Source organism: Moorena producens PAL-8-15-08-1 (assembly GCF_001767235.1).
Taxonomy (GTDB): domain Bacteria; phylum Cyanobacteriota; class Cyanobacteriia; order Cyanobacteriales; family Coleofasciculaceae; genus Moorena; species Moorena producens_A.
Genome location: NZ_CP017599.1, coordinates 5783828 through 5806369, shown reverse-complemented (window position 1 = coordinate 5806369; position 22542 = coordinate 5783828). Strand labels below are relative to the sequence as shown.

At 44.3% G+C, this 22542-nt stretch carries 18 protein-coding genes; 9 read left to right on the top strand and 9 right to left on the bottom strand.

Translation table 11 applies throughout. The annotated features are described in order from the left end of the window. Positions 1-436: 436 nt before the first annotated feature. The 3 genes from nadA (at position 437) to nadB (ending at position 4972) form a co-directional block, all read left to right on the top strand. Positions 437-1441, top strand: coding sequence for a quinolinate synthase NadA (gene nadA, locus BJP34_RS21245; protein WP_070394064.1), 1005 nt, complete (start codon positions 437-439; stop codon positions 1439-1441). A 101-nt stretch (positions 1442-1542) separates the two neighbouring features. Then, positions 1543-3258, top strand: a complete 1716-nt coding sequence (locus BJP34_RS21240) for a methyltransferase domain-containing protein (protein WP_070394063.1) — start codon at positions 1543-1545, stop codon at positions 3256-3258. A 10-nt stretch (positions 3259-3268) separates the two neighbouring features. Further along, positions 3269-4972 (top strand): L-aspartate oxidase, encoded by a 1704-nt coding sequence (gene nadB / locus BJP34_RS21235; RefSeq protein WP_070396805.1) that lies wholly within the window; start codon positions 3269-3271, stop codon positions 4970-4972. Positions 4973-5047: 75 nt separating this feature from the next. Here the strand turns inward: nadB and BJP34_RS21230 are convergent, their stop codons facing one another. Beyond that, positions 5048-6157 (bottom strand): M23 family metallopeptidase, encoded by a 1110-nt coding sequence (locus BJP34_RS21230; RefSeq protein WP_083305286.1) that lies wholly within the window; start codon positions 6155-6157, stop codon positions 5048-5050. A gap of 202 nt (positions 6158-6359) precedes the next feature. After that, positions 6360-7673 carry a homoserine dehydrogenase gene (locus tag BJP34_RS21225; RefSeq protein ID WP_070394062.1) on the bottom strand — a complete coding sequence of 438 codons (1314 nt, stop codon included), beginning with the start codon at positions 7671-7673 and terminating at the stop codon, positions 6360-6362. Between the two features lie 585 nt (positions 7674-8258). On the opposite strand from BJP34_RS21225, the gene BJP34_RS21220 reads away from it, so the two are divergent. Together BJP34_RS21220 and BJP34_RS21215 are read left to right on the top strand one after the other, a co-directional pair. After that, positions 8259-8444, top strand: coding sequence for a hypothetical protein (locus BJP34_RS21220; RefSeq protein WP_070394061.1), 186 nt, complete (start codon positions 8259-8261; stop codon positions 8442-8444). A 208-nt stretch (positions 8445-8652) separates the two neighbouring features. Further along, positions 8653-9807 (top strand): pyridoxal-phosphate-dependent aminotransferase family protein, encoded by a 1155-nt coding sequence (locus tag BJP34_RS21215; protein ID WP_070394060.1) that lies wholly within the window; start codon positions 8653-8655, stop codon positions 9805-9807. On the opposite strand, the gene BJP34_RS21210 is transcribed toward BJP34_RS21215, so the two are convergent. Further along, entirely contained in the window at positions 9790-10113 is a 324-nt protein-coding gene (locus tag BJP34_RS21210; RefSeq protein WP_070394059.1) for a hypothetical protein, read from the bottom strand. The genes BJP34_RS21215 and BJP34_RS21210 overlap by 18 nt on opposite strands. A gap of 240 nt (positions 10114-10353) precedes the next feature. Between BJP34_RS21210 and metK the strand changes: the two genes are divergently transcribed. After that, on the top strand, positions 10354-11616 hold the full coding sequence (gene metK, locus BJP34_RS21205; protein ID WP_070394058.1) for a methionine adenosyltransferase: 1263 nt from the start codon (positions 10354-10356) through the stop codon (positions 11614-11616). 494 nt (positions 11617-12110) lie between these two features. Here metK and BJP34_RS21200 read toward each other — a convergent pair whose 3' ends face one another. Continuing rightward, positions 12111-13820 carry a DUF3352 domain-containing protein gene (locus tag BJP34_RS21200; RefSeq protein ID WP_229423955.1) on the bottom strand — a complete coding sequence of 570 codons (1710 nt, stop codon included), beginning with the start codon at positions 13818-13820 and terminating at the stop codon, positions 12111-12113. Positions 13821-13998: 178 nt separating this feature from the next. Next, complete coding sequence (cofH, locus tag BJP34_RS21195; protein WP_070394056.1) at positions 13999-15132, bottom strand: 7,8-didemethyl-8-hydroxy-5-deazariboflavin synthase subunit CofH; 1134 nt, start codon at positions 15130-15132, stop codon at positions 13999-14001. Positions 15133-15318: 186 nt separating this feature from the next. Between cofH and BJP34_RS21190 the strand changes: the two genes are divergently transcribed. The 3 genes from BJP34_RS21190 (at position 15319) to ppk2 (ending at position 19670) form a co-directional block, all read left to right on the top strand. After that, the gene (locus BJP34_RS21190; RefSeq protein WP_070394055.1) at positions 15319-17103 is read left to right on the top strand and encodes a glycosyltransferase family 39 protein; all 1785 of its coding nucleotides are present in this window, start codon (positions 15319-15321) and stop codon (positions 17101-17103) included. A gap of 178 nt (positions 17104-17281) precedes the next feature. After that, positions 17282-18490 carry a glutathione S-transferase family protein gene (locus BJP34_RS21185; protein ID WP_083305646.1) on the top strand — a complete coding sequence of 403 codons (1209 nt, stop codon included), beginning with the start codon at positions 17282-17284 and terminating at the stop codon, positions 18488-18490. 196 nt (positions 18491-18686) lie between these two features. Continuing rightward, positions 18687-19670 (top strand): polyphosphate kinase 2, encoded by a 984-nt coding sequence (ppk2, locus tag BJP34_RS21180; RefSeq protein WP_193431269.1) that lies wholly within the window; start codon positions 18687-18689, stop codon positions 19668-19670. Positions 19671-19684: 14 nt separating this feature from the next. Here ppk2 and BJP34_RS21175 read toward each other — a convergent pair whose 3' ends face one another. The 4 genes from BJP34_RS21175 to BJP34_RS21170 all read right to left on the bottom strand — a co-directional run bounded on the left by BJP34_RS21175 (position 19685) and on the right by BJP34_RS21170 (position 22198). Further along, on the bottom strand, positions 19685-20158 hold the full coding sequence (locus BJP34_RS21175; protein WP_149031099.1) for a hypothetical protein: 474 nt from the start codon (positions 20156-20158) through the stop codon (positions 19685-19687). A gap of 14 nt (positions 20159-20172) precedes the next feature. Then, entirely contained in the window at positions 20173-20337 is a 165-nt protein-coding gene (locus BJP34_RS43995; protein WP_158517365.1) for a hypothetical protein, read from the bottom strand. Positions 20338-20425: 88 nt separating this feature from the next. Next, on the bottom strand, positions 20426-20563 hold the full coding sequence (locus tag BJP34_RS43990; protein WP_158517364.1) for a hypothetical protein: 138 nt from the start codon (positions 20561-20563) through the stop codon (positions 20426-20428). A gap of 87 nt (positions 20564-20650) precedes the next feature. Further along, positions 20651-22198: an ammonium transporter gene (locus BJP34_RS21170; protein ID WP_070394053.1), complete on the bottom strand. Its 1548-nt coding sequence runs from the start codon at positions 22196-22198 to the stop codon at positions 20651-20653. Positions 22199-22542: the final 344 nt, after the last annotated feature.

Below are 22542 nucleotides of genomic sequence, written 5' to 3'. Positions count from 1 at the left end.
GCAAGCAAATATAACCGCTACCTCGCTCAAATAATATATTGCCAATAGGCTTTTTAAATTTAGTGAAGATAAGACGAGTTTGCGGATCGTATTACAAATAATATGTCTGATCAGGCAATAACCATGCTCAGTTTTATCTTAAGTTTCTTGACTTACTACCCTTTTTTAAACAAAAATTTAAGATTTAATCTCTTGCTATTAAACACTAAATATTCTACTCTTATAGAGTTTGAACCGGGTGCATCTCATTTTTGCTGTTTGACACAGTGGTGCGTTACGGGGGGGACTGTCCAAACCCTGGCTACGAGGCGGAAAATGAGAGCCCCCCTAACGCACCCTACGCAAGATTTTCAAATATGAGATGCTCCCGTTTGAACCCACCATTAACCCCTTTCTGCATCCCTAAGAATACCTCAATCCATAAGGAAACCTCACTATGTTTGTCACAGAATCAACAAAAACAAACACCCACTTGAGTTCTCTACCAGATGACTTATTCGCAGCTATTGAAGATCTCAAAAAGGAGCTAAATGCAGTTATTTTAGTTCACTACTATCAAGAGCCTGATATTCAAGATATTGCTGACTATTTGGGTGACTCTTTAACCTTATCTCGCCAGGCGGCTACTACAGATGCTGATGTGATCGTCTTTGCTGGAGTCCATTTCATGGCAGAAACTGCCAAAATCCTTAACCCTAACAAGTTAGTATTATTACCGGATTTAAATGCGGGTTGCTCTATGGCTGATGGCTGTCCTCCCGAAGAGTTTGCTGCTTTCAAAGCTGCCCATCCTGATCATTTAGTAGTGTGTTACGTTAATTGCTCTGCTGCGGTTAAAGCAATGAGTGATATTATTTGCACCAGCTCTAATGCGGTAGATATTGTTAATCAAATCCCAAAAGATCAGCCAATTATTTTCGCTCCGGATAAAAACCTTGGTCGCTATGTTAGCGAACAAACAGGAAGGGATTTAGTACTTTGGGATGGGAGTTGTATGATTCATGAAATTTTTTCGGAAAAGAAGATCGTACAACTTAAAATTGAACATCCTCAAGCAGAATTTATTGCTCATCCCGAATGTGAAGCTCCAGTGTTACGCCATGCGGATTACATTGGTTCAACGAGAGCTTTGTTTGAGTATAGCCAGGGAAGTGCTGCGGATAAATTTATCGTTGCTACTGAACCCGGTATTCTGTATCAAATGGAAAAGCATATGCCCCACAAGCATTTTATTGCCGCACCAGCAACGACCTGTGCCTGTAATGAATGCCCTCACATGCGGTTGAATACTTTGGAAAAATTATATTTGGCAATGAAAAATCGGGCACCGGAAATTACTTTACCAGAAGACATTCGGGTTGCTGCACTCAAGCCCATGCAACGGATGTTAGAGATGTCAGCGCAGATTTCCGCTGCTAAACAGATGTTGTCCAGTGTCTAAATCTTAGAGGATGTTTGAAAAAGTCTGTTAAGGATTGATTTTCAAACATCCTCCGATCTAAGCATGACTCAAATTAGATATGTTCTTACCTTAAAGTAATCATGACATTACCGCGATGGGAGAATCAATCTTCTTCCTCAAAAGACGCAGCTTTACTTTACGATTGGCGCATTTATAGTATTCGTCAAGCCCTTGAGCAAAAAGGAAAAGCTACCGGAGCTTTAGAAATTCAAGATTTGCTAGATTTGGGTCATCTGGATCAATATCACTACTTTGGTAGTCAAGCTTGCGATCGCGCTATCAATTATTTATCGCTCAATCCCAACTCTCGCGTTTTGGATATAGGAAGTGGTGTGGGTGGGCCAGCTCGATATATTAGCTATAAAACGGGATGTCACCTCCAATGTGTAGAATTAAGACAGGATTTTAGTGAAATTGCCCAAGACCTTACCCAACGGATGGGACTCGATCAGCGCATCCAATACCTTACTGGCAATGTTCTCAGTTCCGAAATCATCGATGCCCTGTTACCCAATTCATTTGACAACATCATTTCATTTCTATCCTTATTACACATTGAAGAGCGTGACAAAGTCCTTGAAATTTGTTTTCGAGCTTTGAAAGAAAATGGTAGTATCTACGTTGAGGATTACGTTGCCAATTGCACCCTGACACCGGAAGTCAAAACCACTTTAAAAGAAGTATTTAAATCTTCTTACGTGCCAACCCGTGAAACCTACCGACAGCACTTCGAGCGTGCAGGGTTTACTGAAATTTGTTTCATTGATTTAACAACCGGATGGCAACGTTGTATAAAAGAACGCTATCAGAAATTCATCGAGTCCAAAGAAGAATCAATCAAACTCTTCGGTGAAGACATTTTTGAACACCGCAGTCGATTGTATCGAATTGGTCGGGATATGCTTAAAGGGGGTAGCGTTGGTGGAGCATTGATCACTGCTAAGAAACCTTGTGCTCCAAAGATATACCAAGTACCAGACACCTATTTCGACCCTTTAACCTCTGTTTATAATGAGCAATACCATTTCTTTCTCGAAGACGGTTCTCTCCTTGCTCTTAGACATTTTAAAACCAAAACCCTTGAGCATTACTCCGCCTGGTGGAGTGACATCCATGGCAATTCCAGGGAACTGATTAATACCTCGGAACAAAGAAGCTCAGCTGATCATATCTCTATCCAAAAAAACGATCAAACTGGAATAATTTGTTTGCCAGAAGCCAATCTGGAAGTGCAATTTGAAGTAACGACCCAATTCACCTGGGGTGTTCCTGGTGAAGAAAATCAGCGCGATGTTATCCATCAGCCACAACTTGAATGCATTGTTCATACAGATAATGGTACTCAAAAAGGGCAAGGATATTGCAAAATTTATGAGGGAAATTATCCGAGGTTTTGGGGCTACCATTTTGTTTATGCACTCTTCCATAATTATGGTATTATTTGGAGTGCTGATGCCACATTTGGTCAAGAAAGAAACAATCATTTCAATTTCCTGAATACTTCTAAACTAAATACTTCCGAACTGGATACTTCCCAAACAGAAAAGCAAATATTGTTGCGCGGGGAAAAGTCTTATCATCGCCAAACAAGTGCTCATGCCAGCATTCAAAACAGAATGTATGACTTGATCTTCGATAGAGCCTTTGCAACTTGGTCAAGCATTCTGCGAAATCGAACATCCACGATGGAAAGTAACCTCAGCTTGGAATACAGGGAAGCCATTCTAACAATAGATGACCAAGAAGTGAGCAAAGGAGTTTGCTTAAAAGAATCTTGTTTTGGCACAATTGTATAAGGGCGAAACTATGCAAGACTCTCAAATTTCTCTCTGTAATTCCTCAGAATTGCCAAATATTCCCTCCCAGTTTGATGTTATAATTATTGGCTCTGGTGCAGCAGGGCTCTATGCTGCTTTATCTTTGCCTTCCTACTTACAAGTGGGCTTAATTACCAAAGATGCCCTGAAAACCGGAGCAAGTAACTGGGCACGAGGCATTGCTGCGGCGATCGATCCGTCAGATACTCCATTGTCCCATTGGGAAGACACCCTCAAAGCTGGGGCAGGTCTTTGCGAACCAGAAGCAGTTAAACTTTTAGCTGATAATGCTCCTGGTGCGATCAAGTCCCTTCTAGAGATGGGAGTCAACTTTGACCGCCATGGTCAGAAACTCGCCCTGGAGCTAGAAGCGGCACACTCTCGTCCTCGTGTGCTCCATTCTGGTGAAACGACTGGAAAGGTGCTGATTGATGCGCTCACGAGTCAAGTTTTGGAACGGGAAAACATTCAGGTGTTTTCCCAGGCGTTTGCCTTGAGTTTGTGGCTGAATGAAGCAACAGGTAACTGTCAGGGGGTGAGTGTCCTCTATCAGGGATATATCCGCTGGGTTAGAGCTGCGGCAGTAGTCTTAGCCACTGGCGGCGGCGGTCAAGTTTTTTCCCACACCACAAACCCCACGGTCAGTACTGGGGATGGGATTGGTCTGGCTTGGCGTGCAGGAGCCTTGATCCGGGATCCAGAGTTTTTTCAGTTTCATCCGACGGCGCTAACAATAACTGGAATCCCCCGTTTCTTGGTTACTGAGATTGTGCGGGGGGAAGGGGCTCATTTAATTGATGCCCAAGGACAGCGTTTTGTGTTTAATCATCATCCTGATGGAGAGCTGGCACCCAGGGATGTGGTCAGTCGGGCAATTTTCTGTCACTTACAGCAAACGAAACCCGATCCCTATTGTGTTTATCTGGATTTGCGACCCATAAAAGCCCAGAGGATGCGAGAGCGTTTTCCTAGTATTATTCAAGCCTGTCAACAGTGGGACATCGATTTGTTTACACAGCCCATTCCTATTGCTCCTGTGGCTCATTATTGGATGGGGGGAGTTGCGACGAATTTGGAGTGTTGTACCTCCATCGATGGGCTATATGCTATCGGTGAGACTGCCAGTACAGGAGTTCATGGTGCTAATCGTTTAGCTAGTAACTCACTACTAGAATGTATTGTTTTTGCTGCTCAATTGTCCCAGCTAACGGTTAACTCCAAGGTTAATGGTGGTGATGATATGGGATATCACTTTCTGCCAGTAAGGCAGGAACAACAGGATTGGAATAACGAGATGGAGACGGTTAACTCAATCAGACAAAATTTACCTAAACTCATGTGGCAAAGTGCTGGGATTTCTCGCTCTCAAGGAATACTTGAAGATGCGATCGCACAACTAAATAGTTGGCGTTCTCAACTCACTGATTTGAATATTATGGGATACTTACTGAAGGCGACACCCAACCAAACAGTGCAATTACACTCTGATCGAGCTGAGCAGCACCTGAGGCTAGCTGCAGAAACTCTCAATTTGACCGATGTTGGTTATTTAATTTTGAAAAGTGCGGCTTGGCGCACTGAAAGTCGAGGCGGACATTACCGGATCGATTATCCTCAAACCTCTGATGATTGGTTATTCCATACCCTAATTCAGGGAGATTTTTGGCATAAGTCCGGCAAGATTACCACTTAAACTGAGTTGGAAAGAGATGAGCCAAAAAATCTCAGCATTCAGCTATCAGCTGAATGCTTACCCGGGGAGAGGTCACTATGGAGTAATTTTCAAATGCAATTTTGGATCTTGTGCTGCCCAACCCCCAGGGGAATTCAAACGAACCTCAAAATGTAGATGGGGTTGGTTAATGTCAGGATTTCCAGTAGTCCCCACTGTCCCCAATAACTGTCCAACATTAATCTTCTGACCTGGACTGACAGTAGTACGGTTTAAGTGAGCATAGCGGGTTTGGCGTCCTCCCTCATGATTAATCACGACCAAATTACCATAAGTGTCTTGTGGTCCAGCATAGGCAACTATACCGCTATCACTGGCAAAAACCTGAGTACCTTCCTGTGCCACTAAATCCACACCAGCGTGAAACTTCTTTTCATCCTCACCAGTATCTTGCCGCCAGCCGTAATCCAGTCCTATCCGTGCCACAGCTGGTAAGGGATAATTAGTCAATCCCGTGTAGCTATCTACACTCGGAGTTTCCCTCGTTGCTGTGGGAATACCGATGCCAAGGGAACTCAACCCTGGGATAAAGGCTTGCTTAGAGGGTTTTTTACAACCATTTAACTCAAATAAAACGGCAGCACGGACACCGTAGGCGTCTGCTAAGTCTTGCCAAGTGGCATTCAATGGCACATTCACCAAGATGCCATTGAATGGGGGAATCAAAATCTCTTGGCCCACTGGCATTGACTGTCGGTTTAAGGCTCGATTAAATCGAAGTAGTGTAGCCTCCTCAAGGTTGTATTGGTTGGCAATACTCTTGACGGTTTCACCTGCAGCCACTTGGTGGCGAGTTAAGCGGGAGAGCACTGGCGGTGGACAGATATCCTGTATTGTTGTGTTTTGACTTACTGTGTTTTGTGGCTGTTGTACTGTTTGTACTGTCAGGGTTGTTCGCGTAGCGTGGCCTTTTGGCCAAGGTTGCAGGTTGGCTGGTTGAAGTGTGGAATTTGTGAAATTTAACTGGCTTTGCGTTCGCTGAAAGCGGGACGAAGTCCATCGCCAACCATCATCTACAGATAAAGAACCAGAATAGGAATCCGTTGTTCCCAAGTTTGAAGTAGCAACAGTTGGGGTCACTAGCCAAAAAATTGTAGAAACAATTGGGAGCCAGCGCACTACATTTAGTGTTAACGATTGATTCATAGATCAAGACTAGGGCACAGGTAAACGGTTTCAAATTTTAGACTTCAAGCAAACAACCTAACCTTCGGGAATGGCTACTATGGTTTGAACTTTCCCCGTTCGCGTAGCGTGGCCTTTTGGCCAAGGACTTCCCTCAACCCTCTAAAAGAGTAAACCTTCAACTATTCAACCTTCAACTATTCAACCTTCAACTATTCAACCTTTAGAGCACTCTTAAAATACTAGGAATACTATCGACTGCCTCTAGAGTCTGAATTTCATCTAGAGCCTGTCGGAAGTTCCCTTCACGCACATCATGAGTGACGACCACAATCTCTGCTAAGTTTCCTTGGAAACCAATTTGCACCACAGATTCTAAACTGACATGATGTTTGCCAAAACTGGTGCCTAAATGCCCAATTACACCAGGATGGTCTTGACTGAGGAACCGCGCATAAAAGCGGGTGACCAGGTCTGAGATAGGAGCAACAGTACAATAGTGCTGATGAGCACAACTAAGTAAAGGATGTAGTTGCTTGGCTTCCCGATCGCTTTTGAGGACAGCAGCAATGTTTAAGATATCCGACACTACCGCACTGGCTGTCGGACCAGAACCTGCACCAGGACCAGAGAAAATCACTTGTCCAATCGGTTCGCCTTCTACCACAATCCCGTTGTAAACATCATTGATACTGGCAAGGGGGTGAGTTTTGGCGACAAGGGTAGGATGTACCCTCAGCTGAATAGTTTCAGACTTTGGGTTATCCCCAGTTGCCATGGGGTCTCGCTTGGCTACAGCTAAGAGTTTAATTACAAACCCCAGTTTCTCAGCATAAACAATATCTGCTGCACTGACCTGACGAATCCCTTCACAGTGGACATCAGATAAATTAATCCGTCCTGCAAAAGCAATAGAAGCTAAAATAGCAATCTTGTCAGCGGCATCTAATCCATCCACATCAGCAGTAGGGTCAGCCTCAGCATATCCCAACCGTTGGGCATCAGCCAGAATATTGCCAAATTCTCCCCCTTCCCGTTGCATCCGGGTCAGGATGTAATTGGTAGTACCGTTAACAATGCCAGTAATACTGTGAATACGGTTCACTCCCAATGCCTGTTTTAGGGGTTGAATTACTGGGATACCCCCCCCAACTGCTGCTTCTAACATGACGTAGACTCCAGCCTCTTCCGCCGCCGCAAAAATTTCATCCCCATAGCGGGAAATAACGGCTTTATTGGCAGTGACAATATGTTTACCTTCGGCAATCGCCTTGAGCATAAGCGATCGCGCTGGTTCTAATCCTCCCAGTAGCTCTACTACAATATCTATCTCTGGGTTGGTGACAATTTCTTCTAGGTCGGTTGTCATCAACTCCAGTGGTAGTTGCACTTCTCTGGGCTTATCACGCGATCGCACTCCTACCTTGGCAATTTCTATCCCTTGCAGTAGTGGGTTACGTCCAGCTGTGTCGAGTAAAATCTTTGCTGTTCCTGTACCAACGGTCCCTAATCCTAATAAAGCAATCTTAAAAACCACAGTATTTATCCTGAATCTATATGCTTGCCAAACTAGCGATCGCATAAGCGTGCAGATCGCGAATCTTTTTCTTTTCTAGCCTACTTTTCGGTGCAACCTTCAACCTGCCCAGCTGCCACCTGCCAACCTTTAACCTACTAACCTTTAACCTACTAACCTTTAACCTACTAACCTTTAACCTACTAACCTTTAACCTACTAACCTGCCACCTGCCAACCTTGGCCTTGGCCTATTGGCCACGCGGGGCGCGTTTGGCCACGCTACGCGAACAGCCTACTAACCTTGGCCAATAGGCCAGGCTAAGCGAACAACCTAACAACCTTCAAAAGCACTCTGGCACTGGCAACTGGTGATCAATCAGCTTCTTCTGAGTCTTATCTTTTTCAGCTGTACTGGCTGAGAGTAGTTCAATCACTACATCCGCTCTTTTGCCTTCTTCCCAAGTCCCGATATTTTTAATTTATAGCTAAAATTAAGACAAACAAAAAAAATTAAAAAAATAAAATGACTTACGATCCTGATGGCGATTTATTAATAACCAAAATGCAGTTCCATGAACTTCATTAAAAGGTTTACAAAGGAGAAATGACACAAGAAGAAGCCGACGAGATAGTTAAGCAAAAGTTAGAGTTTGAAGCTAAGTACTATTTTGGACTTATATTTGCATTAATATTTAAAGTTCCTGGTTTTTTGATAACCCTTCCAATTACAGGTCTTCAAAAATTGATTAAATACTACCGTAATAGACAGGGTAAGCGCAATAAAACTTGAGCCAAAATGTGATATAGGGCAAGGATTATGACCATATTAAGCCAAGATTGCTCAGCACTATTGCATTTTTAGATCAATATTGTTGATAATAATGCCGCCTTATTGATTCTTGCCCTGACCCCACCTTACTTCCTACAAAACGGTGCCACATTCGGGTTATTATTTATTTTGGTTAACTCTTACTTTACCAAACACTTATAAATAATAAATGACCTCAACCCCATCAATCAAAGATAATAATCGAGTCTCCCTGACCGATATAGATATGCCTCCGACGCTGTTACTCGGACCCGGGCCATCTAATGCCCATCCCTCCATATTAACAGCCTTGGGACTGCCCCCAGTTGGTCACCTGGATCCCCGTTTCATCGCACTGATGAACGAAGTGCAAACCTTACTCCGCTACGCTTGGCAAACTGATAACCCGATGACCATGCCCATGAGTGGGACAGGTAGTGCGGCCATGGAAGCTACTCTAGCCAATGCAGTAGAACCAGGTGATGTGGTTTTAGTTGGGGTTAATGGTTACTTTGGACACCGACTCGTGGATATGGCTGGTCGTTATGGTGCTGATGTCCGTAAACTAATGAAGCCTTGGGGGCAAGTCTTTACCCTTGATGAACTCCGAGAAGGCTTGGAAACCCATCGTCCTGCTGTCTTGGCTTTGGTTCATGCTGAAACGTCAACGGGTGCCCGTCAGCCTCTTGAGGGTGTGGCTGAGTTGTGCCGAAATTTCAATTGCTTGCTGCTGGTTGATACAGTCACCAGTTTAGGTGGGGTGCCACTGTTTATTGATGAATGGGGGATTGATCTGGCCTATAGTTGCTCCCAAAAAGGGCTTAGCTGTCCACCAGGCATTTCTCCTTTCACTATGGGAGCTCGTGCCCTCGAAAAACTCCACCAGCGTTCCACCCAAGTCGCTAATTGGTATTTGGATATATCGATGTTGAGCAAATATTGGGGTGACGAGCGCACCTACCACCATACAGCTCCAATTAATATGAATTATGCCTTGCGCGAAGCGTTGCGATTGGTTGCTGAAGAAGGACTAACCGCTTGTTGGGAACGGCATCAAACTAATGCTGAATTGCTTTGGGAAGGTTTGGCTGATTTGGGTCTAGAATGTCACGTCGAGCAAGAATTTCGTTTGCCTACCTTGACCACGGTTCGGATACCAGACGGGGTAGATGGCAAGGCAGTTACCCGCAAACTGCTGGATGATTACAACATGGAAATTGGTGGCGGCTTGGGTGAATTAGCTGGTAAAGTCTGGCGCATTGGTTTAATGGGTTATAACTCTCGGCGAGAGAATGTCGAGCAAGTGTTGGATGCTTTAAAGGAGGTTTTAGGGGATTCTAAATAAAACATAATGGCAAGGGATTGGTAAGCGATGCAGAGGTGCGACCCGTGGCGAATTTAATTCGCCTACGGAAAAAGCACCATTACGGTCTTGGGGGTTCCCCCCACTCGCGCTTTGCATCAAGAAGGGATGTAACAGATGGGGTGCATCTTGTTTGTTCAGAAATCTGGTGATTAGCTTATAGCTGACTGCTGATAGCTGAATCATTACCCTTGCCAAAGGGAAAAATACCACAAAGGGTGAAATGTTAAAAATTTCATAAGAACCAGAGCGAGAGGATAAAACGTTGCTCGGATTATGGAATTTCATGATTCATCAATTGAAAAATAGGTAAATAGTCAAAAAAACTATACTTTTTGACTATTTACTCGTCAAATCATCCTGAAAAAGGATTAAGGATTTAATTCAAGATTTTTTTCAGCATTTATTTACCATTATTTTATTAAAAATGCTACAATAATAGTTTAAAATTTTAATAGTGGCGAGTTCAAGCAACTCAAAATGATCTATGCTATACAGGTTCAGTAATAGTTAAAGGAGAATTGATAATTGTCTCGTCGCTATTTATTTACCTCTGAATCGGTTACCGAAGGTCATCCTGACAAAGTCTGTGATCAGATTTCTGACACTATCCTAGATGCTATGCTCGCTCAAGATCACCAAAGCCGTGTTGCGGCAGAAGTGGTCGTTAACACCGGTTTGGTATTGATTACTGGTGAAATTACCTCCCAAGCCCAGGTCAATTTGATTGATTTGGCGCGGAAGAAAATTGCTGAAATCGGTTATACAGATGCCGACAATGGTTTCTCGGCCAACAGTTGCTCTGTTTTAGTTGCTCTTGATGAACAATCTCCTGATATTTCCCAAGGGGTGACTACTGCCCAGGAAAGTCGGCAGGAAATGAGTGACGATGAACTGGATGCTATCGGTGCAGGGGACCAAGGTCTGATGTTTGGCTTTGCCTGCAACGAAACCCCAGAACTGATGCCCATGCCGATCAGCCTGGCTCATCGGGTTTCTCGCCGTCTGGCAGCTGTACGTAAAACTGGTGATTTATCTTACCTGCGTCCTGATGGCAAAACCCAGGTCAGTGTGGTTTATGAAGATGGCAAACCGGTTGGGATTGATACGATTCTGGTTTCCACCCAACACGATGCCACTATTGGTGATATTACCGATGAGGTAGCTGTCCAGGCAAAAATTAAAGATGACTTGTGGTCAGCAGTGGTGGAACCCTGTTTCCAAGATATCGAGATTAAGCCGGATGATAAAACACGCTTCTTGGTGAACCCCACAGGGAAATTTGTAGTTGGTGGTCCCCAAGGTGACGCCGGTTTAACTGGTCGCAAAATTATTGTAGACACCTATGGCGGTTACTCACGGCATGGTGGTGGTGCTTTCTCTGGCAAAGACCCCACGAAGGTAGACCGTTCCGCTGCCTATGCCTGTCGCTATGCTGCTAAGAACATTGTGGCAGCAGGTTTAGCAGACAAATGCGAAGTCCAGCTGAGTTACGCGATTGGGGTGGCTAGACCCGTGAGTATCCTTGTAGAAACCTTTGGCACTGGTAAGGTGGACGAGGAGATTTTGCTGGAATTGGTCAACAACTATTTTGAACTCCGTCCTGCTGGAATTATCCAAACGTTCAATCTGCGCGGATTACCCGCAGAACGGGGTGGTCGTTTCTATCAAGACACAGCAGCTTATGGTCATTTCGGGCGTACTGATTTGATTCTACCTTGGGAAGAAACTGATAAAGCAGAAATCCTTAAGGAAGCTGCTAGTAAATCTGGTGCTGTATCGATGGCATAAACTAGTACTCGCTCAATGTACTTTTGAGGGTTAAGTCAAGGTGTTAGGTGTTAGGCATTAGGCTTTAGGGATTAGTTAAAGCCTAATGCCTAGTGCTATCAGCTATCAGCTATCAGCTATCAGCTATCAGCTATCAGCTATCAGCTATCAGCTATCAGCTATCAGCTATCAGCCATCAGCTATCAGCTATCAGCTATCAGCTATCAGCTATCAGCTATCAGCTATCAGCTATCAGCTTTTGTGAATAAGCGATGCAGCGCGGTCTTGGGGAGGCAGTGCGGTCTTGGGGGTCTCCCCCATGAGCAACTGCCGTGGTTTCCCCCATGAGCGACTGCATCAAGACAACAGGTAACCATTTGTTTAATCTGAGTTACGTCAGCCTAATGTAGAGCGCTGACCACTGACCACTGACCCCTGACCACTGACCACTGACCCCTGACCACTGACCCCTGACCACTGACCCCTGACTGCTTACCTAATATCTAATAAGGTCTCTAGGGTTTTTGCTGATTATCTCCCTTCTTAGTTTCAGTCGCTTTACTGGGTTGAGGCTCTTTTTTCAACTGAACAAAAAGTTGAAAGCGGGTACGATTGGGGTCGATTTTGGCAACCGTTAAGCCAATCGTGTTAATTGCCTTTGCTAAGGTTTCTTGCTCGGTTGGTAGTTGGGCGAGATTGAGATTACTGCTGTTGAGGGTACGCTCAACATCAAGGAAAAATTGACCAGTGTTGGGATTAGGTTTGGTTGGTACGGTGTTTTGAAACAGAGGTGCTTGAATTAGTGTCTTTTGGGGTTGAGGGACCAGTTCACTAGCAATGGGGGCTCCTAGGGTGAAGAAGACTACATTCCCTTCTAACCAGCCGTGGGTAGCATTCACCCCTCCTAGAGTAGCTGTCCAGCTAACCATTGGTTGACCGTTCACCTGAGTTTCTACCACCGGTAACTGATAACTATTGGTGATTAAGTCATCCAATTGCTGTAGAGTTGCTTGAGCACTAGAGCGATCGCTTACTTTTACCATCAATGCTATCCCAGCTCCTAAGGGCGCAGAGTAAGGGTTATCCTCAAGCGCCAGTTGTTCGGCAGACATTGGTATTAAGGCTAGGGCAAACTCCCCTTCCATCCAAGATAGTAAATCCTTTTCCCAATCCAACCCTAAGGTAGTTTTCAATCCAGCTTGGAAATTGTCTGGGGAAATGGGCATTAAAGTATTTAATGCTCCTTGTTCGGTATAGTATTGCCAAAATTGTCTGATGTTACCCCCAGATATAATGGCTAGGGTACTCGCTGGCATCCGTCTAGGCAAAAAAGAACCGCTATTTTGGTTACTGGTGTTAACAGTGCTTCTGGGTTTGACCCAGGAAATCCCTTCAAAACTTATCCCCTCTGGTGCTAGGGTTACTGTTGTGACTATGTCTTGCTTTAAGGGTTTAGTTTTTTCAGGCTGCTCCTGGGCATCAGAGGCTACTGCGGCTAAAAAACCTGGTAGATTAATATACAACTGAGCAAAGGACTGATCAGCTTTAATCTCAGCGATCGCATCTTGGTAGCCAGCTTTACTAGCTACGGAAATAGCTCCTTTGTAGGTGTCAATCGCCCGATCAATAATTTTGGGGTTTTCACTCACTACTAGAAAACGCCCTAGCACTGCTACTGAGTACTTTTGGGAGTTACTCTTGTTTGTTTCGTAAACCTGAATACCTCTGTAGGTTCTCTCAACCCACTGTTTCCCTGATTGAGACTTGGCTTTTTTGAACAGCTCCATTGCTTGGGTTAGTTTGTCAATGGGTAGTACAATCAAACTGGGAAAAACTGATTGATCGTTTGATAAGACTGCTGGTGATAAGTCTCTAGGGCTAAAGTATGCCAGGGTAACGTCTTCACCCAACCAAGGTTTGATATCTTGCTGATAGTTGTAGCCGTTAGCAGTTAGTAAATTTTCCTGCAACTCAGCAAGCTGTTTTTCCAAAACTTGTCGAGATTCAGTTGTGCCATACTTTAGCAACTGTTGCCATTGTTTGGATTCTGTAGAAATTGATGCGGTAAAAAAGGCATTTTGCGGAACTAACTGGGTACTTACCTGAATATCTGGTTGTAAAATCTGCCGCCGCACTAGCAACCAGTAAGCGGTTACTCCACCGCCTACTACCAAGACGGCTGCTGCAAAAATTAGCAGTAGAAAAGATTTCTTTTTTTTGGTCATGGATTTGATTGCTAGGGACATGAAGATAAGAGCTTATATCTTTGTGTGACCGTTGAATCTGATTAAAATTGGTTGTTCGTAAATTAGCAATTAGTAATTACCAATTAGCAGCAATTACCAATTATTAATTAACAGCCATGGGTTCAATCATATTAGAAGTAATTAACTTGACTTGATCTTAGGTGTAGATCGTATCTCGTTGCTGATAGGGACGCCCAATGGATTGAATGGCTGCTTGTAATGTTTCTACTTCCATACAGGTACCTCCCATAGCTCCGGCCATGGTGGTGATATGCTCCTCCATTAATGTGCCACCAATATCATTACAACCCCATTTAAGGGCATCTGTCGCCCCAGCAAGACCGAGTTTTACCCAACTGGGTTGGTGATTTTTAATCCAGTTCCCTAGGAAAATCCGAGCTACAGCTGTGAGCAACAGAGCATCTTTCAAGACTGGTTGATCCCGTCCAACACGATGGCGTAATGGTTTGGGGGCTTCCTGTCCGACAAAGGGCAGTAAGATAAATTCAGTGATTAAGCCAGGGTATCCCTGGTTACGGGCTGTTTGTTGAAGCGATCGCAATTTTTCCAAGTGTGCCATTTGTTGTTGGGGTGTCTCAATATGACCCGATAGCATGGTACTGGTTGTGGGCATTCCCAGTTTATGAGCTGTTGACACAATCTCTAGCCAAGTGGCGGTATTGGTCTTTTCTGGACAAAGAATACGTCGGACATCATCATCTAAAATCTCTGCTGCTGTTCCTGGCATTGAACCAAGACCAGCCTCTTGTAGTTGAGCAATCACCTGGGCATAGCTAAGTCCATCTTGCTCAGCAATAAATTGCACTTCCTGGGGAGAGAAAGCATGGAGATGCAGCTGAGGAAACTCTTGCTTAATGGTTTTTACCAACTCTAGGTAATAGGGCAAGGTTGACCCATTCATCTTTGCCTTGGGGTTGAGTCCGCCCTGCATGCAAATTTCTGTAGCATTCCGCCGCAGCGCATCCGCTGCCTTTTCATGAATTTGCTGCCAATCGAGCCAATAAGCACCCTCTTCAGAGGCATCCCGACGAAAAGCACAGAAACTACAGTGCTGGGTACAGATATTTGTAAAGTTGATATTACGGTTGATAACATAGGTAACCGTATCCCCAACTTGTCTATAGCGCAACCGATCCGCAGTTTCTTGAATTGACGCTACGGCCTGAGGTTCAGTTTGCTTCAAAAGCACAACCCCTTCATCGGGTGATATATCAATACCCCCTAAGGCACGGTTGAGAATAGTATCAACACTAGTGGTAATCACAGGCATATTCAGTAAACCTACACTCAGTAAATCTACAATGATCGCAGTGATCGCAGTTGAACATCTCCATGGTGTAGCCGGAAGGTGAAAATAACTTAGGGGCTAAAACCCCCTGATTCCATATATTTTGTCTGTCATGTATTTCAATTCCATTGGCAAGTCTGCTCCTTGTGCTGATTGAGGTTACTATTGTTGAAAACTTTCCTGAGAAGTCTCGGGTTTTACCCCCTGTTGCTATTATTCTGGATTACTATTGGCAGTGTTTTACGCTTCACTAACCTCACCCTGAAGTCCCCCTGGACTGATGAATTTGCCACAATAGTGTTCAGCTTGGGCAATAGTTATCAAACCTTACCCCTAGACCAAGCCATTTCCCTCTCTACCCTGTTACAACCACTGGAATTTAATCCACAATCGGGAGCATCCGCAGTTATTCATCATTTATTCACTGAGGATCACCACCCTCCCCTATATTTTGTTCTCGCGAACTGGTGGATGAGGCTATTCTCCTTTGGTGTACAGGCGTTTGATGGAACATCGTTACAGGATAGCGACTTAGTAATTTGGGGAATGCGATCGCTTCCCGCCCTGTTCGGTATAGTATCAATTCCACTAATCTATGGACTGAGCTGGGTAGGGTTTCGTTCCCGGTTAGTCGCTCAACTAGCAGCAGCAATTATGGCTGTATCTCCCTATGGTGTCTTTCTAGCCCAGGAAGCTCGTCATTACACCTTAGCCATTTTGTGGGTGATGGCATCCCTGTGCTGCTTAATTATTGCTGTACAACATCTTCAACGCCAGACTGTTCTACCGATTTGGATATCCCTGTCTTGGGTAGTGGTTAATTGTAATGGTATATCAACCCACTATTTTTTTCTCCTGACCCTCTGTGCTGAGGCCATGGTTTTGTTAGGACTTTGGGGATTAGCCAAAATTTCTCCTTCTCGACCCTATCCCATCCGGCGCATTGGTGCAGTTGCGGCAGGTAGTGCTATGGGAGGATTAGTTTGGTTACCGGTGTGGCTATCGAGTTACGATGCTCAGATGACTGAATGGATTATCAGTAGCAATGATGGGAGTTGGGCTTGGACTAAGCCAATTTTTCAAGCTCTCGCTGCTTGGATTACCATGTTATCTCTATTGCCCGTGGAGTCATCTTCCCTGATAGTGGTCATTGCTTCGGGTTTGGTGATGTTGGTGTTTCTAATCTGGTTGCTCCCGATTCTCTATCGCTATCTAAAAATACAACTAAATCACCCTAAGACTGGTTTGGTCACAGGGGTTTTAGGGAGTTTCTTGATTAGTGCGATCGCATTATTTTTTGGTATTACTTACTGCCTTGGTACCGACCTCACCCGTGGTGCTCGGTATAGTTTCGTCTACTTCCCTGCTGTGATTGTCTTAGTAGCAGCCGCCCTAGCCGTCAGTAACCGTCACCCTTCAACAGCAAATCCCACTGATAATAGTAGCCATGGGATACCCAAAACCATAGCGCTAGTTTTGTTAATGGGGTTTTTGAGTAGTATTACCGTAGTCAGCAATCTAGGCTATCAAAAATACTATCGTCCAGATTTATTGGTACCGATAATCGAACAACAGTCATCAGTACCGATACTAATTGCTACTACTCACAACACCTTGGTACAGACTGGTGAAATGATGGGGCTGGCTTGGGAATTCCAACAGAAGGCTGATCAAAAACTATCCTCCGTCAATCCCAAATTTCTATTGGCACATCAAGACCAAATTCAGTGCCAGCAGACCAATTGTCCTGCTGCTATCACTCTTAAACAAACTGTCGCTGATTTGTCAAGTACCCTAGATTTATGGTTGGTGAATTTTAACGCAACAGTTGAAGAGTTACCTAATTGTTCTGCTGAGAATTCTGTTAATAATTTAATATCCGTGGATGGTTACCAAGCTCAGGTTTATCACTGTCTTGGTTCTAAGCACTCAGCTGTCAGCATTCAGCCGTGAGCCGTCAGCCGTGAGCCGTCAGCCGTCAGCCGTCAGCCGTGAGCTTTTAGCTCACGCGTGCGCGTCCAGCTTATTTTATTCAATAGCTGATAGCTGATAGCTGATAGCTGATAGCTGATAGCTTACACAAAATATGCGATAGTATCTTTTGTATCAAACTTTAATGAAACCCACCCCCATGAGCATCGCCCCCCTAACCTGGCAAGAACTAGAAGCTCTGACGGATTTTCAAATAGATACTGTTAATGGCGCTACTAACGCTCAATCTTGTTTGCGCCTATTTGGTTTTACTGAATCTGATATTCGGGTTACCCTATACCGGGATAACCACGCTTGGTGCCCTTACTGCCAGAAAATTTGGCTATGGTTGGAAGAAAAACAAATTCCTTATCGTATCAAAAAAATTACCATGTTTTGTTATGGTAAGAAAGAACGTTGGTACAAGCAGAAAGTGCCATCGGGGATGCTACCAGCCCTAGAGCTAGATGGTAAATTGATTACCGAAAGTGATGACATTTTAATCGGATTAGAGCGGGTTTTTAAACCCTTAGAGCAAAGTATGAAAGACCCGGCTGTCATAAAGCTAAGGCAGTTGGAGAGACTTCTGTTTAGAGCTTGGTGTACTTGGCTGTGCTATCCTACACGTTCATCTAAAGAAGAGCAACATCACCAAGACCAATTTATTCAAGTGATGGAGATGGTGGAAAATGCCCTAAGCTCCACTCCAGGTCCTTACTTTCTTGATCAGTTCGGTACTGTTGATGTAATTTTCATGCCTTATGTGGAAAGGATGAATGCCAGTCTTTATTACTACAAAGGCTATTCTATCAGGGAAGAAAACCCCCGATTGGCAGCTTGGTTTGAAGCCATGGAAACCCGACCTACCTATCGTGGCACACAAAGCGACTTCCACACCCATGTCCATGATTTGCCTCCCCAGATGGGGGGCTGCTGGCCAAACGATAAACCCCAGACGTTAGTCAATCAGGCACGGGTAGACAATGGTCCTTGGGAAGGGCTACCGGATGTAACTTACCCAGAACCGGAAACCTCCCGTACTGAAGCTCTCCAACGAGTGCTTAAACACCGCACCAATATCATTCGAGTTAACCCCGCCGACGAGACCTTGTTTGATCCAGCCCTGCGTTGTGCCTTGACACACATGATTACCGGGGAAACCTGTATGCCACCGTTGGGTTCAGATCCTGCTCTTAGATATTTGCGCGACAGAATTAGTGTTCCTCGGGATATGTCTATCTATGCGGCTAAGAGGCTCAGAGAGTCTCTGGAAAAAACTGCCTCTTTAGTAGGAAATGGTCAAGGTTCTGCTATTCCCATCCGTCACCGACGTGACCAAGATCCAGCTAACTTTGCCAAGGCGATCTAGAGTTGCGATTAGCCCGAAGGGCTACGCTACGCGAACGCACTAACTTTATCTAGGATATTAATCGTAGGGTGGGCAGTGCCTAGCCACCCGTTCGCGTAGCGTGCGCGTAGCGCAATGGCTAGCTTGGTGAATCTGCCTGATCTACTGCCCACCCTACATCTTACTTACCTCAATACAAATACAGGGTTGTATAGCAATGAAAACTAAATCTGTGAATGGGGATAAGTCCCAACGGGCGAGCAAAAAGAAGCATCTACTAGCAGCAGATATCAAAAAGAAAGATAAGAAAAAACTAAATAAGAAAAAATTAAATAAGAAAAAACTCAAGAAACAAAAGAAGGCCAATCTTACCAAGTCAGAACGAAAAGTGTTCTACCACATTTCTGAGGCAGAAGGCAGCTCTAAACTTCCCAGGAAAATTTATGAAAAGGAGCTTGCCCGTTTGCAATTGGAACTGGTGAAAATGCAATACTGGACTAAGCATACTGGTACCCGCATTGTGATTGTGTTTGAAGGACGTGATGCAGCGGGTAAGGGAGGGACTATTAAACGGATTACCGAACCCCTAAATCCACGTGGCTGCCGAATTGTGGCATTGGGTACACCGAGTGATCGGGAAAAGACCCAATGGTATTTCCAGCGCTATGTCGCTCATCTGCCCGCAGCCGGTGAAATTGTCTGTTTTGACCGCAGTTGGTACAATCGCGCTGGGGTGGAGCATGTGATGGGTTTTTGTACCGATGCACAGTATCAGGAATTCATGCAAACCTGCCCACAATTTGAGCGGATGTTGGTCAGATCTGGCATAATTTTGCTGAAGTATTGGTTTTCAGTCAGCGATGAAGAACAAGAGCGACGGTTCCAATCTCGCACCACCGATCCCGCTCGTCGCTGGAAGCTCAGCCCGATGGATCTAGAATCTCGCGATCGCTGGGTGGAATATTCCGAAGCAAAAGACAACATGTTGGCTCACACCAATATTCCCGAAGCCCCCTGGTTCACGGTGGAAGCTGATGACAAAAAGCGGGCTCGGCTTAATTGCATCAGTCATATTCTCAGCAAGATTCCCTACGTTGATATGACACCGGAACCTCTAGAATTACCCCCACGCAAGAAGGCTCCCAATAACTATGTGCGCCCACCTCTGAATGAGCAATTCTTTGTTCCCCAGTTGTATTGAAATTTGGGAACGTCCTAAAATTCAGGACTTAGGGGTTTATTCCTGTATATTATTTCATTATCCTTTGGCTTATCAAAGAACTGATAACCATTCCGATAATTTACTCTAGGGTCAAGTAAATACTGAATCTTTTGTGATGTTTCTTCAATAGCATGTAGAATCCTGCCAACGATATCAGTTTGCTTAGCTTTAACTAGCAACAAACACTGATTAGGGTAAAAAACAACAATCAGCAAAGTATCTCTAGATTCCATCAATATTTTTTCGTTGTTTACCAGACTAGGTAAGCGGTTAATAGCTTTGTGAAACTCGATTATTTTATCGGCTATTCTGAGAGTTTCACTTTTATTTAAAATACCTATTAACTCAGTAAGTGGCAACTGTTTATGGAGAATAACTGCACCTAAAATGTCATCATTATAAGCTACTAACTCCCTAACAAGGCTATCGTAATCTTGTTGTTTGTTTGACATATTGATTATGGTCATGGGATTAATTTTGATTAAACTACTCTAGCAAAGTGAACAGGGAACAGCGGATCTGGGAACAGCGGATCTGGGAATAGGGAACAGGGAAACAGCGGATCTGGGAATAGGGAATAGGGAATAGGGATCAAAATCATCTCAATTGCTACACGGATTGCTATCTTGATAGTCTTGAGAGGCATCCGATAAAACTATGATCACATTATTCCTGAATTAATTTGCTTCTATGATTATAATCTTTGGGCTTAGTTTGTCTGTATCAAATTCAACTTATTTGCTGGAAAATACTGTTATAGCAATTCTATGAATTGTGAGGTACAAATTTATGGTTTTTAGGGAGCAGGGAGCAGGGAGCAGGTAAGAGCGAAAAGGGAAGAGGGAAGAGGTAAAAAATAATGTGTACCTCATGAGTCCTATAAACGCTATATTGATTACCTTCACAACCGGTTGAATCCTATAATTTCATGGGTTTGATTGTATCTACAGAACAGTGTGTTAATTATGTTTTTGCTGATCTCTCAGGGATGATTGCTTGACATCTGCTTTAAGCAAAAAGCCAGTGTAGGCAGTCATACGGTGTTCGTGGAAATCTAGACCTTCAATTTCTGCTTTTTCTGTAACTCTGAGATCTGAGGAAAGTATGCGTTTAACAAATAACCAAGCCAGGGAGCTCAAGACAACCGTTGACAGACCTACTGCAACAATGCCGAGTAGTTGAATAAAAAGCTGCCGGATACTATCTATCCCGCCACCACAGAATAGTCCGGCTACTGGACCGTTACCAATACTATACAAATCACCAGGTCCTTCACTGAAAAGAGCTAAAGCCAGTGTTCCCCAGACTCCACCGACAAAATGGACAGAAATAGCACCTACTGGATCATCAATTTTCATCCTGTCCCAGAAGTCCACTGAAAAGACTACAATTATTCCTGCCAGTAGACCGATGGTGATAGCGCTACCAATCGTAACGAATCCACAGGATGCAGTAATAGCTACTAAACCCGACAGTACTCCGTTAATAATCATAGTGGGGTCAGCCCTACTGTCAGGATCCCTTGGGTCAAACCAGGTAGTTATAGCTGCGGCAATACCCCCTGCACAAGCTGCTATATTCGTCGTGAGGACAATATGGCTAATGGAGTTGGGATCTAAATTCGTTGTTCCGGGATTAAAAATGCTTGAGCCGGGATTAAAACCAAACCAGCCCAGCCATAAAATCGAGCAACCTAGAATCGCCAGGCTGAGATTGTGTCCGGGCAGCCCATAGGACACGCCATCTATATATTTGCCCTTGCGTGGTCCGAGAAGGTAAGCACCTACTAAGGCAGAGCCACCGCCTACGCAGTGAACTACGGTTGAACCAGCAAAGTCCCAAACTTTTAGCCCTTGTAGCCAGCCTCCTCCTAGCCAGCCTCCTCCCCAAATCCAGTGACCCATGATTGGGTAAATGATGCCCACAAGTAGAACGCTGAACAGACAAAACGCCGAAAATTTGATGCGCTCGGCCACTGCTCCAGACACAATAGTCGCAGCAGTTCCAGCAAAAACCAGTTGAAAAAAGAATTTGGCGTTGAGGGGTATACCAATATCTTTTAGTGAATAGAAGACGCCGTTGTAGGCTTCTCCTATGGCTGGACTATTATCTAATCCTGAAAGGAACAAGCCATTGAAACCTAAAACAGGATTCCCATCACCAAACATGACAGCAAAGCCAACTGCCCAGTAAGCGGCTGTAGACAGGGCAAACACAATCAGGTTTTTAGTCAAAATGTTGGCAGCGTTCTTTTGGCGGCAAAGACCAACTTCCAACATCCCAAAGCCCGCGTTCATGAAGAATACTAAACAACCAGTGAATATCACCCAGATAGTATCCACCGCAATTTGGAGAGATGCAAGAGTAGTCTGAAAAGGTGGATTCTGGGCTACTGCTACCTCGGCACACAACAGCATGATTATTGCGATCGCGGGCAAGCAAATTTTCCAACTTTGCAGCCTCCAAGCGCTGGTGCACCTTAACCTTTTACGCTTTTGTTTAGACATTACTCATCCAAGGTTTAGTGCTTAGAATAAAAATGAATACTTTCGTACTAGCAAGTTTAGCAATCGACAGTGCTATGGGAATTATGGCCAAATAATTGACTCCAAATCCTGTCTATGGATATCTATAATTTCGGTTATCTGTGACCATTATGAATTAGCACAAATAATCTCGTAGACCCCTGAATTAATTATTTTTTTTTCCTTGGGCTACTAGTGAAAACTCTTTTGGCGTAGATAAAAGCCTCATCTTAAATAAGCCTAAGTCCTGAGTGACCATTGACTTGGCTTATCCTTACACTAGTTCCCTTGATTCTATGAGTAACTATAACTATTAACTACCCGGG